This is a genomic window from Pseudoalteromonas sp. 2CM28B, assembly GCF_023161935.1.
Window position 1 is genome coordinate 1 of record NZ_JALNTH010000002.1, and the last position, 13,670, is coordinate 13,670.

At 40.9% G+C, this 13,670-nt stretch carries 11 protein-coding genes, 2 tRNA genes and 1 pseudogene; 7 read left to right on the forward strand and 7 right to left on the reverse strand.

Annotated elements, in window-relative coordinates; all coding sequences use genetic code 11:
* Position 1: 1 nt before the first annotated feature.
* From MTN96_RS02540 to MTN96_RS02550, 3 genes are all read left to right on the forward strand, one after another.
* Positions 2–77: transfer RNA gene (locus MTN96_RS02540), tRNA-Lys, on the forward strand.
* Positions 78–227: 150 nt separating this feature from the next.
* A complete protein-coding gene (gene nadA, locus MTN96_RS02545) occupies positions 228–1,268 on the forward strand; it encodes a quinolinate synthase NadA (protein WP_036983045.1) in 1,041 nt (346 codons plus the stop codon).
* Positions 1,269–1,434: 166 nt separating this feature from the next.
* Positions 1,435–1,524 (forward strand) — tRNA-Ser (locus MTN96_RS02550).
* 280 nt (positions 1,525–1,804) lie between these two features.
* Here MTN96_RS02550 and MTN96_RS02555 read toward each other — a convergent pair.
* The 7 genes and pseudogenes from MTN96_RS02555 to MTN96_RS02585 form a co-directional block, all read right to left on the reverse strand.
* Positions 1,805–3,976, reverse strand: coding sequence for a M3 family metallopeptidase (locus MTN96_RS02555; protein ID WP_248530663.1), 2,172 nt, complete (start codon positions 3,974–3,976; stop codon positions 1,805–1,807).
* Between the two features lie 244 nt (positions 3,977–4,220).
* Positions 4,221–4,619, reverse strand: a complete 399-nt coding sequence (locus MTN96_RS02560) for a c-type cytochrome (protein ID WP_308200561.1) — start codon at positions 4,617–4,619, stop codon at positions 4,221–4,223.
* Positions 4,550–4,933, reverse strand: coding sequence for a c-type cytochrome (locus tag MTN96_RS02565; protein WP_248530664.1), 384 nt, complete (start codon positions 4,931–4,933; stop codon positions 4,550–4,552). The genes MTN96_RS02560 and MTN96_RS02565 overlap by 70 nt, the downstream gene beginning before the upstream one ends.
* A gap of 110 nt (positions 4,934–5,043) precedes the next feature.
* On the reverse strand, positions 5,044–5,436 hold the full coding sequence (locus tag MTN96_RS37240; protein ID WP_374274746.1) for a CZB domain-containing protein: 393 nt from the start codon (positions 5,434–5,436) through the stop codon (positions 5,044–5,046).
* A 48-nt stretch (positions 5,437–5,484) separates the two neighbouring features.
* Positions 5,485–5,723, reverse strand: a pseudogene (locus MTN96_RS37245) (methyl-accepting chemotaxis protein); the annotation flags it as partial.
* 943 nt (positions 5,724–6,666) lie between these two features.
* Positions 6,667–7,056 carry a DUF2750 domain-containing protein gene (locus tag MTN96_RS02580; RefSeq protein WP_036983040.1) on the reverse strand — a complete coding sequence of 130 codons (390 nt, stop codon included), beginning with the start codon at positions 7,054–7,056 and terminating at the stop codon, positions 6,667–6,669.
* A 64-nt stretch (positions 7,057–7,120) separates the two neighbouring features.
* Positions 7,121–7,699: a TetR/AcrR family transcriptional regulator gene (locus tag MTN96_RS02585; RefSeq protein ID WP_013464648.1), complete on the reverse strand. Its 579-nt coding sequence runs from the start codon at positions 7,697–7,699 to the stop codon at positions 7,121–7,123.
* 156 nt (positions 7,700–7,855) lie between these two features.
* On the opposite strand from MTN96_RS02585, the gene MTN96_RS02590 reads away from it, so the two are divergent.
* The 4 genes from MTN96_RS02590 (at position 7,856) to MTN96_RS02605 (ending at position 13,625) form a co-directional block, all read left to right on the forward strand.
* A complete protein-coding gene (locus MTN96_RS02590; RefSeq protein ID WP_248530665.1) occupies positions 7,856–8,899 on the forward strand; it encodes an alkene reductase in 1,044 nt (347 codons plus the stop codon).
* A 195-nt stretch (positions 8,900–9,094) separates the two neighbouring features.
* Complete coding sequence (locus tag MTN96_RS02595; RefSeq protein ID WP_248530666.1) at positions 9,095–11,368, forward strand: TonB-dependent receptor domain-containing protein; 2,274 nt, start codon at positions 9,095–9,097, stop codon at positions 11,366–11,368.
* Positions 11,369–11,436: 68 nt separating this feature from the next.
* Complete coding sequence (locus MTN96_RS02600; protein WP_248530667.1) at positions 11,437–12,567, forward strand: alkaline phosphatase family protein; 1,131 nt, start codon at positions 11,437–11,439, stop codon at positions 12,565–12,567.
* On the forward strand, positions 12,564–13,625 hold the full coding sequence (locus MTN96_RS02605) for an alkaline phosphatase D family protein (RefSeq protein WP_138627626.1): 1,062 nt from the start codon (positions 12,564–12,566) through the stop codon (positions 13,623–13,625). The genes MTN96_RS02600 and MTN96_RS02605 overlap by 4 nt, the downstream gene beginning before the upstream one ends.
* Positions 13,626–13,670: the final 45 nt, after the last annotated feature.

Here is a 13,670-nt window from a genome sequence, read left to right on the forward strand (position 1 = left end):
CGGGTCATTAGCTCAGTTGGTAGAGCAGTGGACTTTTAATCCATTGGTCGATGGTTCAAGTCCATCATGACCCACCACTTCTAAAAAATCTCAACATTCCCCTTATTATATTTAAATTAGTTTGTTATTTTTATTTATAAACAGCATGCCCAGATAGCTGTTATTTACCTGCGTATTCTCGTATAATTTGCCGTAATTAATGCACTGTAGATGAAGTGGTCGAGAACATGAGTCTAGCTCAAACTATTATGCCTGAAGGTTATATCTTTCCTCCTAAGCCAGCGCCGTTAACTAAAGACGAGCAAGGCGAATATAAAGCACGTATTAAGCAACTACTGCAAGATAAAAATGCAGTGCTTGTAGCCCATTACTACACAGATCCTGAAATTCAGGCACTTGCCGAAGAAACAGGGGGCTGTGTTGCCGACTCATTAGAAATGGCACGTTTTGGTGCTCGCCACGATGCCGATATGATCATCGTTGCAGGCGTACGTTTTATGGGTGAAACCGCTAAAATTTTAACCCCCAATAAAACTGTGGTTATGCCAACACTTGAAGCGACTTGTTCATTAGATATTGGTTGCCCTGTGGATGAGTTTTCAGCATTTTGTGATCAACACCCAGATCGCAAAGTGGTGGTATACGCTAACACCTCTACCGCGGTTAAAGCGCGTGCTGATTGGATAGTTACCTCATCGTGTGCACTTGAAATAGTAGAGCACTTAGATGAGCAAGGCGAAAAAATTATTTGGGGCCCAGATAAGCATTTAGGTAGCTACATTCAAAAAAATACCGGCGCCGATATGATCATGTGGAACGGCGCATGTATCGTACACGATGAATTTAAAACCAAAGCGCTTAAAGATATGAAAGCCCTACACCCAGACGCAGGTGTATTGGTTCACCCAGAGTCACCTGCCGAAATAGTAGCACTGGCAGATGCGGTGGGTTCAACAAGCCAGCTAATTAAAGCTGCGCAAACTATGCCTAATAAAAAGTTTATTGTAGCCACCGATCGCGGTATTTTTTATAAAATGCAGCAACTATGCCCAGAGAAAGAGTTTTTTGAAGCGCCAACGGCTGGTAGCGGCGCTACGTGTAAAACTTGCGCTCACTGCCCTTGGATGGCAATGAACGGCTTACAAGCGATTGAGGAAGCACTGATTGATGCTAGCGGCAAAGAAGTATTTGTTGATATGGACTTACGCGAAGGCGCACTTAAATCATTAAATCGCATGCTTGATTTCACAGCCAACATGGCAAAGTAAACATCACTTTGTATAAAAACGGCTAATCCTACTGGGTTAGCCGTTTTTTTATGTCTAAAGTAAATTGCTGATTGATTATTAGGCACTTAGCAGCACAAATTTAAAAATGCCTTGCACCTATGTAACCTATTTCATATTATAACGCGCTGTTGCAATGCAACACCGTGGAGGAATGGCTGAGTGGCTGAAGGCGCACGCCTGGAAAGTGTGTTTAGGTTAATCCCTAACGAGGGTTCGAATCCCTCTTCCTCCACCATTATTCAATATTAGGACGCTTTTTAGCGTCCTTTTTTGTGCCTGTCATAAAGTTTAGCCTGTTAGCCTATCGCTTGCGCGACTCGATTATTTTTATGCCGATGTTTTAACGTATACATGCTCGGCTAAGGTTAAACAGGTTGGGTAAGTGGGGGCGTTCGTTTTGCTGCTGGGCAATTATTAATACCCATAAAAATGGCTGAGGGGCGTTTGAAGTTTAATGTAATAGCATAAAGCAGAGCTTAATGGCTATGTAGCCATCAAGCTCTACTAACAGCTTGTTATTCAACCGTGGCTGTTAAACCACGACGTTTAAGTAAGGCTGATGTATCTGGCTCTTGGCCACGAAATGCTTTAAACGATTCCATCAGGTCACGCGAGTTACCGACTTCTAAAATTTCTTTACGGTATTTGTCACCTAGTTCACGTTTTAAGCCACCTTGCTCTTGTACATAAGCAAAAGCGTCAGCTGCTAAAATTTCACTCCACATGTAGGCATAGTAGCCTGCAGAGTAACCGCCCCCCATTGAATGAGAAAAGAATGCAGACTTATAACGCGGCGGCACAAATGGCACGTTAACGCCGTGTTTTGTTAAAACATCTTGCTCAAATTTTTCAATATCTTGCAGTGGGGCATCTGCCGGTAATGAATGCCATTCCATATCTAATAAAGCGGCAGATACATATTCTAATGTATCAAAACCTTGGTTAAAGCTTCTTGATTTAATTACTTTTTCAAGTAATTCATCCGGAATCGGCTCGCTTGTTTGATAATGTTTAGCATAGTTAGCAATTACTTCAGGGTGCATTGCCCAATCTTCTTCAAACGTAGACGGGAATTCAACAAAGTCTCTTGATACTGACGTACCAGATAAGGTTGGGTATTTTACTTTTGAAAGCATACCGTGCAAGCCATGGCCAAGCTCATGGAACATAGTGGTTGTTTCATCGTAGCTAATAAGTGTTGGCTCACCTTTGGCGCCTTTTTGAATGTTCATAACATTCACGACAACAGGTTTTTGCCCATGCAAACCAGACTGTTTAACAAACGAGCTCATCCATGCGCCGCCACGTTTACCTTCACGCGCAAAATAATCAGCAAAAAAGATAGCTAGGCTTTCACCATTTGCGTCAAATACTTCATATGCTTTTACATCTGGGTGATACACAGGTAGATCGTTACGTGGCTTAAATGTAATGCCATACAAACGATTCATGGTAAAGAATACACCGTCTTCTAATACACGGTTAAACTCAAAATATTCTTTTACTGCTTTTTCATCAAGGTTGTACTTATCTTGACGTACTTGCTCGGCGTAATATAACCAATCCCATGGTTTAAGTTCGAACTGCTCTGCAGATGCATTTATTTTTTCTTGAATATCGGCAGCTTCTAACGCTACATTTTGAGTTAGCCTTGGCACCATGCTAGCAAACATATCAAATACAGCTTGTGGTTTTTTAGCCATTTGCGACTCTAAACTAAATTCAGCCCAGCTGTTGTAGCCAAGTAGCTTTGCTTTTTGTGCTCTTAATTTAACTAGTTGTGCAACAATGTCGCGATTACTAAATTCACCATCTAGCGCGCGCTCTGAAGATGCACGCCACACTTTCTCGCGTAAATCACGGTTTTGTAATGAAGCTAAAACAGGCTGGCGAGTGGTATTGGTGATTTTAATTAAATACTGCCCTTCGTGGCCGGCTTCTGTAGCTGCATTAGCAAATTGTTCAATTTGACCTGCCGATAAGCCAGCTAACTCTTTTTGGTCTTTTACGATGACAACATTACTTTTACTTAGCGCAAGTAAGTTTTGTGAAAACTGTGTCGTTAAGGTTGATAGCGATGAGTTAATATCACGTATTTGCTGCTTTTGTTCATCATTAAGCTGAGCGCCTGAGCGCACAAAACGTTTATAGTAAACGTCTAATAGTCGTGTTTCTTGCGCTGTTAATGCTAAAGAGTCTATTTTATCAAAAAGTGTGGCTACTTTTTTAAATAACGCATCATTTAAAAAGATGTTGTCTCTGTGCGCTGCAAGCTTTGGTGCAAGTTCTTTTTGAAGCTCACGACGCGCTGGGTTTGAGTTAGAGCCCGCAAGGTTGTAAAAAATGCTGCTTGCACGCGTTAATAACTCGCCACTTTGCTCAAGTGCCACGATGGTGTTTTCAAAAGTCGTAGGGGCTGTGTTATTAATAATGTTTTGTACTTGCGCCATTTGCTGCGCCATACCTTGATTAAAGGCAGGTAAAAAATGCTCATCTTTGATGACTGCAAAGTCAGGGGTTTCGTACTGTAGTGTGCTTTTTTCTAATAATGGGTTGGTAGCTTGTTGTGCTTGCGCTGAAACACTTTGCGCAGTAGTTTGCTGTTTGTTGTCAGCGTTTACATTTGGCTCAGAGCAGCCCGAAAGTAATAACGCAGAGCTGATTGCCGTGGCGAGTAAAGTTTTCATATTTACATTCTCTTATTATTGTAACCTGTCGTTACCTTGTCATTAATCATGTAAGAGTACGTTGACTTAAATGTAACTACACTTAGGTTGCGATAAAGTCTTAATTAACTGCGACGAGCTGTTAATTTATATGCCCCATAGTACATTTTTTGACGAGCGAGTAAAATATAAAGCAGTAAATAGGAGGGGCGTTGAGTGACTTAAATACGCCAGCGATGCTTAATTTATTTACCTATCTAGTTATTTATCGACGCACGTCTTTTGGTGCACCACCTTTTGGCCAGTCATCCGCTTTATTGGCAAAAATAGGGCGTTCTAAATGTGAAAAGTAATAAGCAATATCGACAGCTTGTTGCTCGGTTAACATGCCTTCTTGGCCCAATGGCATATTTCCTTTAATAAATGCCGCTGCGGTGTAAGTGCGTGCCATACCTGCACCATCATTAAACGACTGACTGCCGGCAATGGCTGGGAACATGTAAGTATTATTAGGATATAAGCCTTGACCGTCTAGTTGGTGACAGCTTGCACAGTGCTGAACGTAAAGAGTTTTTCCGTTATCGGCGTTTGGTACTAGCTCTTTATTAATAGTGACAAAACCTGTGTTGTCTTGCAGATCGTTTTTGTTTTTATATTTTGTGATAAAAAGTTCATGTAGCTGACAATAGCCTGCATATGCACTGAATTAGTAGGCAGTGGCTGACCGTTCATTGAGCGTTGAAAACAGCCATTAATTCTGTCTTCAATGGTGTTTATTTTTGCATTACGAGAACGATACTTTGTATATACCACATTCATGCCCACATAAGGCGCGGCTTTGGCTACACGCCCTGCATTAAGATGGCAAGTGCTACTATTGAGCTTATTATTTACGTTATTGGGAAGTTGTTTATAGGTATCAATAATTAATAAGCGCCCATAATGAATTAAATCCGACTTTTGATTATTGAACAGCATTGCTTAGGTGGAGGTGTCATTAGTTTGTGATTAATTTATATAAGTTTGGTATGCATAGCCAAATGATTTTGAATCATAACGCTATGCAAAGTGAGGTTTTTTTGACTATTTTATTTACAGTTATAATCCATAATTTTGTGTGATAAAGCGCTAAGTGTGTCCACTACTTTAAAACTTGCTTGCTCCATAAGAGATACTTTTTCTACAGCAGTATTGATATCGCCTAATTGGAATGCTTCTAAAGCAGCAAAGCCATTCTTATGGACATCTTCATGTGGTTGCTCTAATGCTTTAAAGTCGTTAATGCTTGAATATTTTAATGCACCTTCACCTTGGTAATACCATTTACCTAAACGACACATGGTATGATCAGAAAAGTCTTCTGCAGTCTTATTTGATTGGCCTAAAATGACTTTATAAATATCGTATTTCCATACAATGTGATCCATTTTTACTGTTTGAATAAATGCATCGGCACTTGAATTAACAATAACGCTATACATATTTTGTGATAGTTCAACCACCTTTTTAGCGGTAGCATCAATTTCTGATGAGCTATTTGCAATGCCATTACTTTCTTCGCTAACGCTAGTAATGTTAGTTACAACGCTTTGCATTTGCTCATTGACCTTAGCTATTAAATTAGAGATCTCGTTAGATGCATCAGAAGAGCGCTGAGCGAGCGTTCTTACTTCATCTGCCACAACAGCAAAGCCTCGTCCTTGTTCTCCGGCTCTAGCGGCCTCGATGGCCGCATTAAGTGCAGTAAATTTGTTTGATCAGAAATCCCTTTAATTATGTTTACAAAATCATTAATTCCGGTTGTTACTGACTGCAATTCTTTAACGGATTTAGTGGCTGATTTTGTATCTCTTGAGATATTATGTGTTGACGATGAAGTCGTTGCTAACATATCTAAAATTGTATCAAGTAATTCTTGGGATGACTTAAATGACGTAATATCATTAATTAGTTTATGTGAAGTTGAGGCTAAGCTTTCTCTGATGTCACTCATTAAATAAGATGACTGTAATGATAAGGTGTTTAATTCACGCTGTTTTACAAAGGCTGTATTGTTTGCTATTTCATTGTCGTTTTGTTGTGATTGCTCGCTGTTTGCTGCTAACAATTGCGCCTCAAGTTTTTCATTGGTTTTTTTTAATTGCATTAACTCGTTATTTAACTCATTAATTTTGTTTTTATATTTTGTATTGACAGCATGTAGACCCCAATTTAAACACAGAAAATAAACGTATATTTTTTATTAAATTTACCTGAACATTGATTACTTTATTCGATTTTTTACAGGGGTGGAATTGACGTCCACCCAGGTCGATTTTTATAAAAGTAAGTTACAACACTATAATAAATGCTTTATAACCTTTTGGTAAATAAACTTTTCTTTTAATGCTTAAGGGCCTGTTTATCTTTCGAGGTTGAATTTTCAGCAGTCTGTTTGGTATTTAGGCAAGGCAGAGCCTATGTGGTGTGGTTATTCCCCATAAATAGGCGATAACGCAGCATCAATGCCAAACAGGCGCTGCCCGAAGGGTTTCTGCCTAGGGGTCATTTACTCTTTGTTGCCTACATGGATGTAGGTAAGGGGCGTGAGCAGGACGCGGAAGCTTTGCTCGGTTTTTACTTAGCCCACTAGGTTACAAACCTCGCGCCGCGATTAAATGGCCCCTAGATTGAACAAATTTTAATCCTGAAAGGTCAACAGGCCCTAAAATTTAGTACTTTCTAATTGATTTACTCAACTGGGCTTGAAACTCATCAGGGAATAAAATTGTGCCGTCGTCTTCTTCGGTAGGGAACACGGCCACCAGTAAGTCGTCTTCTTCAAGGCCAGGTGTCCAGCGGCTAAACCAATCTGCAGTTGGAATTGCTTTAGGTGTACATCCTTGCCATTCGCCGGTTGCCCAGGCTTGTGCGAATTCTCGTGTTGGCCATACCGGCACGCAATCGTCGTCCTCGTTAGTGAGCATTACGCAGCCGTCGTCATCGTTTAAAATCCACACTTGCTTAAATTGCTGCACGGTTTCGTACATGTATGCGAGTCGTTTTTTTGCGCCAAGGCCTAAAATTACGTCGTCTTGCTTTGATAAATTGTCAGTGGTCATTTTTGGCTCTCTCTCACTGTGGAGTATACAAAGAGCAGCGAGCTGCTGCGCTTTAAAATTTAGTTTAGCTGATGGCTGCTAGTAGCTCATTGGCTAGTTGGTTTAGTGCGTCGGGGTCTTGGTTTGTTAATGCGTAGGTGCGTAATCCATATATACCCATAACACAAAATCGTGCCAGCTCTATGGCACTTCGGCCATTGGTAATTTCTTTATTATCAATTGCTTTTTGTAACTGCTGCGCAAAAGCATGCTCATATGCAGTTAAATTAGTACGCAATACGTGGCAAATTTGTGGATCGTTACCCTCTACCTCGCTAATGCTTTTTGTGAGTAGGCACACTTTGGTTGCTTCACCGTCAACGCATTCTTGCACAATGATATTAAGGTATTGTTTCAGCGTATCTAAAATACAACTGCTGTGCTCAAACAGCGCCGTAAACTGTGTATTGCGATCGGTTTGGTATTGCTCAGTAGCGGCTAAAAAAATGCCTTTTTTACTTCCAAATGCCGCGTATAACGAGCCCGGATGTAAATGGGTGGCTTGAGTCAGTTTTTGCATACTGGTTTTTGCATAGCCATGAAGCATAAACATGGCCATAGCTTGGCGCAGTACAAACTCTGTATCAAATTCTGCAGTTCTCATAATGACTCTTTTAGTGGAGAGAGTAGTAATGAATAAATTTATTTTTCTTAGGCCTAGGTGGAGTTTACGCAATCTTAAACAAAGTTTCAAAATTATACTTGAATATTCATTCAAGTGACCTTATCTTGAATGTACATTCAATAAAGGATAAATATTATGTCGATTGACTTACTTTCACCTTTTAAATTAAATAACAGCATAGAACTGCAAAACCGCGTACTTATGGCACCAATGACCCGTTGTATGGCAGATGACAATTTAGTGCCAACACAAGCCATGGTTGATTACTACGCTCGCCGTGCTGATGTAGGCTTAATTATTAGTGAAGGCATTATTATCCGTGCTGATGCTCAAGGTTATCCAAATACACCTGGGCTTTTCACTAGCGAACAAATTCAAGGTTGGAAAAAAGTCACTGATGCAGTACATGCCAATGGCGGAAAAATGTTTGCACAACTATGGCATGTTGGCCGTGTTGCTCACCCTCACTTTTTTGGTGGTGATGTTTTGGCGCCATCTGCAATAGAGGTTGAAGGTTCAGTACCGCGTATGCGCGAGCTAACTTATATTACGCCAAAAGCTGCCACTAAAGATGATATTAAAGGCTTAGTGGCCGATTACGCTAAAGCCGCAGAAAATGCGATGGAAGCGGGTTTTGACGGCGTGGAAATTCATGGTGCTAATGGCTATTTAATTGACCAATTTTTACATTATGCGGCAAATAAACGTGATGACGAGTACGGCCAAACACCAGAAAACATGTCGCGCTTTGCACTGGAAGTAACCGATGCAGTTATTAATGTAGTAGGCAATGAACGCACCGCAATACGTTTAACGCCAGGTGCTTATTTTAATATGAGCGAAGACAATCGCGATAAAGCAGTATTTGACTACTTATTACCAGAGCTTGAAAACCGCAAGTTAGCTTATTTACATGGCGGTATTTTTGACGACAGCATGCGTTTTGATTCACTAGAAGGTAAATCAACCTCTGAATTTTTACGAGCTGGTTATGCAAGTACCTTAGTGGGGGTAGGTAGTTATAGTTTTGAAACTGCCAAAGAAGCGATTAACGACAATAAATTTGATTTAATTGCTATTGGTCGTCCGCTAATTGCTAACCCAGATTACATTAGCAAAATTAAAAACGGCGAAGAAGTCACAGCTTACAGTGATGAAATGCTAGCTGAATTGAAATAGCAGCTAATTTAGTAAAAACCATAGGACACTCATGGACAACTGTGAGTGTCTTTTTTTATACATTTATTTGCCATAATTTACTCATAATTGTTTAATCTTGCTGTCAATAAAATTGCCCCTCGTTGTCATATTTAAAAAATAGACTGTGCCCGCTTTCATCATTACCTTTTATAATTAGAAACAAACGGGACAACAATGTGCGCTTTAAAAAATAAATCGATTTTGAGCATGGCTGTGGCCATGGCGGTATCAACATCTGCTTATGCTAACGATGACGTGATAGAAGAAGTAACCGTTACTGCAAAACCAACCAGTTATGCAAACAACGTTATTGAGCCTGCCATGCTTGAGCAACAAAGCTCGGTATCGAGCGTGTTATCAGTAATAGATAACTTACCTGGCATTAGCATAAACGAAGGCGACGCATTTGGCGGCGACGATTGGTCAACAACTATCACCATGCGTGGTTTTAGTATTGACTCTAACCAACAGCAATTAGGTATGACGATAGACGGCATTCCTAATGGTGGCTCTAATTATGGTGGCGGGGCTAAAGCGAATCGTTATCTCGATAGCGAAAACTTGGTGACAGTGGAAGTTGGCCAAGGTACCTCAGACATTAAATCGGCCTCATTAGAGGCATTAGGCGGTACCTTTAATTTTGTAAGTAAAGCACCGAGTTTAGATAAAAGCACCACTTTTGCTTATACCTCAGGCAGTCACGACGCTTCGCGTTATTATGTTAAGCACGAAACTGGCACCATTTTCGAAAATACCCAAGCGTACGTGAGTTACTCACAAACCGATACCAGCCGCTGGATTGGCTCAGGCAGCAATGGCGGAAAAGATAACCAACACGCTGAAGCGAAATTTGTTACCACCTTGGATGAGTTAACTATTACAGGGCGTTTATCGTACGACGATGTAAGCGAGACCAACTACAATAGTGTGAGCCTAGAGCAATTTGAACAAACCCCTAATTGGGATCAGTTAACATGGAACTGGACAGGCGTTCCGCACTTTGACCAAATGTTTGCAGAAGGTTGGGGCACCTTGCGTGAAAATACCCTAGGCTATTTAAAATTTGAATACGCGATTTCTCCAACATCATTATTAACCGTTAGCCCGTATTATCATAAAAATTCTGGTCGTGGCGATTGGATCCCACCTTATTTAACGTCCCCTGTAGATGAAAATGACAACCCAACCACCGAGGGGGGCACAAACGCAGGCTCTTATGGCTTTACAGATAGCAACGGTAATCCACTTGCACCGAACGCAGGTTGTACCGCAAGTTTAAATTGGCCGTGGGAGTCGGGCCCTGAGCTTAATCCTGCGTGTTACGACGCTGATGCAACGCCTGTTATGTCTTATCGTCATACTCATTACAATAAAGATCGTTTAGGGGTAACTGCTAATTATCAGGCTAGCTTTGGCATGCACGATATAGAAGCGGGTTTTTGGTATGAGCAAAGTGACCGTGATGAGTCGCGTGATTGGCATAAAGTAATCGATGCCCGTATTTATCATCATTTTGATAACACCCCATACTGGACGCAATACAAAAACACCTTTGAGACTGATACGCTTAAATGGTATGCACAAGACTCAATGACACTAGGTGACCTTACCTTAAACCTAGGGGTAAAAAAATACTTAGTGGATATAGAAAAGTATGACCACTATAAAAACGCCACAACAGCTAAAGTAAACAGTGATTCAGACCTACTATTTAGTGGCGGCATTTTGTATCAGCTAAATAGTAATACTGAGTTATTTACCAGCTATAGCGAAAACTTTGCCGCCATTAAAGACGGTGTGCTTGAACGCGATAGCTCTGACTTATCAGCTATTAAGCCAGAAACCGCTGAAAATATTGACCTGGGTGTACGCTATCAAAATAGTGCACTTAAATTAACAGCAACGGCCTATTCAATTGAGTTTGATAACCGCATCACCTTTATAGCACCTGGCAGCGATACCGGCGGTATAGACTACACCATAGGCACAAACGGCTCATACCTCAATGTGGGCGGTATTGAGTCCAAAGGTCTAGAGCTGTCAGCAAGTTATATGCTTAATAATGAGTGGAATGTATATAGCTCATACACCAATAATAGCTCTGAATACAAAGGCGATGCGCCAGGCTTTGAGGCAGGAGGCAAAGTAATTGACTCAGTGGATGATTTATTTGTGCTATCAACCGATTACTACAGTGGCGATTTCCGCTTTGGTTTATCGGCTAAATACACCGGTGAGCGCGGCGACGTTGATGGCTATACCGTGCTTGATTTAAACGCAGGTTATTCAGCCGAAGTTAACGTAGGCCCGTTTAAAGCCGTTGATATTGCCTTTGTGGTTTATAACATTACAGATAAAAGTTACTTGGCAGGTGGTACGGGCAATGGGAGTACTTACTTTATTGGCGCCCCACGCACAGCAGCCGTGACGTTAACGGCTACTTTTTAAACCTAAAGTAATCTTATATAAGCCCATCATCGATGGGCTTTTTACTATATAAAGTTGATGAGAACACCATGAAAAGCATGATAAAAATTATCGGGTTAAGTTTAATTTTATTGTTTAATAATGTGGCATTGGCTGCACCGCAAAATGTAGTGTTAGTCACCCTTGACGGCGTGCGCTGGCAGGAAGTATTTAATGGTGCCGATAAAAACCTGCTCAATAATAAAGAGTTTGTTAAGCAACCAGCACAGTTAAGCAATGAATTTTGGGATGAAAGTGTGCAACAGCGCCAACAGTTGTTAATGCCATTTTTAACTCAAACTATCGCAAAACAAGGCGTTATTATTGGCAATAGGGCTAAAGGCTCAACTATGTCGGTGAGTAATCCGTGGTATTTTTCATACCCTGGGTATAACGAAATTCTTACTGGTGAAATGGATGAAAGTATCAACAGTAACGACAAGGTATTCAACCCAAATAAAACTATTTTAGAGCGTTTAAACGCCCAACCTGAATTTAAAAACAGCACCGCATTATTTGGTAGTTGGGATGTGTTTCCTTACATTGTAAATACTAAGCGTAGTCATGTGTATGTAAACGCAGGATTTATGCCTATTGCCGATGATTTATTTGCCGATGCGCCCCTGTTAAACGCATTACAAACAGAAATACCCAGCCCATGGCACAATGTACGGCTTGATAGTTTTACCTATCGTTTTGCCAAAGCGTATATGCTGGCGAAAAAACCAAGACTACTGGTGATTAGTTTAGGAGAGACTGACGACTTTGCTCACGATGGGCATTACGATGCCTATTTAAAGTCGGCCAAACAAAGCGATGCATTTTTAAATGATTTGTGGCAAACCATTCAAAGTACCCCAGGTTATAAAAATAATACTACGTTAATTGTTACCACCGATCATGGGCGTGGCAGCTACGCAAACGATTGGCAACATCACAGCTCTAAACGGGCATTAGCAAAGTCGGAGCAGGGTAAAAAGGCATTTCCTGAGGGAATTATTGGCTCTGAGCATATTTGGCTGGCAGCTATTGGCCCTGCAATTAAAAATAACGGTTTAATGAAAACTAAAAACGAGCTTAAACAAGCGCAAGTTGCCGCCACCGTTTTAAAAGCACTTGGGCAAAATCCACACATAATTAACCCTAATATGGCACCGGCTATTAACGAGATTTTAAAATGAAACAGTTACTAAAAACCCTTACCTATTCTGCACTGTCACTGACTATTGTGATTAGCAGTGGAGCAATGGCTGCGCCGTCTAAAATATTATTTGGTTCTTGCGGGCATCAAGATAAAGACATTCCTATATTTAATGCGATAAATAAAGAGCAGAGTGATTTATTTATTTTTTTAGGCGATAACATTTATGGCGATACTAACGACATGGCTGTACTTAAAAATAAATACCAACGCCTTGGGGCAAAGCCTGGCTTTAAAGCACTACGCGCAAAAACACCAATAATAGCCATGTGGGATGATCACGATTATGGTCAAAACGATGCGGGTAAAGAGTATCCGCATAAAGAAGCATCGCGGCAAATTATGCTCGACTTTTGGCAAGAACCTGCTAATTCAAAACGCCGTACCCGCCCTGATGGTATTTATACCTCGTACATGTATGGCAAAGGCGAGCAAACCGTGCAGGTGATCATGCCTGACTTACGTTTTAATCGCGATAAGCTTAATTCAGTGAGCGAACTTGAGTATTTTACAAAGCGTAAAGCAAATAACCAAGGCCCGTACAGTCCAACTGAAGTTAAAGGCGCATCAATGCTAGGAGAGGCACAGTGGCAATGGCTTGAAGCCGAGCTTAAAAAGCCAGCGGCAATAAAGCTAATAGCGTCAAGCTTGCAGTTACTGCCTGATTTTACCGGTTGGGAGTCGTGGGCAAATTTTCCTGAGGATCGAAACCGTTTATTTGAGCTAATTAAAAAACACCAAGTAAATGGCGTGGTGATCATCAGCGGCGATACCCATTGGGGCGAGATTTCAAGGTATCAACACAATCTTGATTACCCGCTTATTGAAATGACCAGCTCAGGCCTGACAGAAAAGTGGAAAGACGTTAGCCCTAACCAGCATCGTGTCGGTGATTACACACATAATGTTAACTATGGTGATTTAAGTATAGACTGGCAACAAGTCGACCCTGCTATTTCATTAAAGCTTAAAGGCATTGATGGGCAAGTTATTATGCAAAGTGACTTTAGTCTTTCAAGTATTAGTCCTTATAAATAGCATCACCATTTAAATAATAAACGCACTGCGGTTAAAGCTGTGCGT

Bases quoted from the DNA above. Each gene is read 5' to 3' on its own strand.
- nadA (WP_036983045.1), top strand. From the start codon at position 228: ATGAGTCTAGCTCAAACTATTATGCCTGAAGGTTATATCTTTCCTCCT.
- MTN96_RS02555 (WP_248530663.1), bottom strand. From the start codon at position 3,976: ATGAAAACTTTACTCGCCACGGCAATCAGCTCTGCGTTATTACTTTCG.
- MTN96_RS02565 (WP_248530664.1), bottom strand. From the start codon at position 4,933: ATGCTGTTCAATAATCAAAAGTCGGATTTAATTCATTATGGGCGCTTA.
- MTN96_RS37240 (WP_374274746.1), bottom strand. From the start codon at position 5,436: ATGTATAGCGTTATTGTTAATTCAAGTGCCGATGCATTTATTCAAACA.
- MTN96_RS02580 (WP_036983040.1), bottom strand. From the start codon at position 7,056: ATGACCACTGACAATTTATCAAAGCAAGACGACGTAATTTTAGGCCTT.
- MTN96_RS02585 (WP_013464648.1), bottom strand. From the start codon at position 7,699: ATGAGAACTGCAGAATTTGATACAGAGTTTGTACTGCGCCAAGCTATG.
- MTN96_RS02590 (WP_248530665.1), top strand. From the start codon at position 7,856: ATGTCGATTGACTTACTTTCACCTTTTAAATTAAATAACAGCATAGAA.
- MTN96_RS02595 (WP_248530666.1), top strand. From the start codon at position 9,095: ATGTGCGCTTTAAAAAATAAATCGATTTTGAGCATGGCTGTGGCCATG.
- MTN96_RS02600 (WP_248530667.1), top strand. From the start codon at position 11,437: ATGAAAAGCATGATAAAAATTATCGGGTTAAGTTTAATTTTATTGTTT.
- MTN96_RS02605 (WP_138627626.1), top strand. From the start codon at position 12,564: ATGAAACAGTTACTAAAAACCCTTACCTATTCTGCACTGTCACTGACT.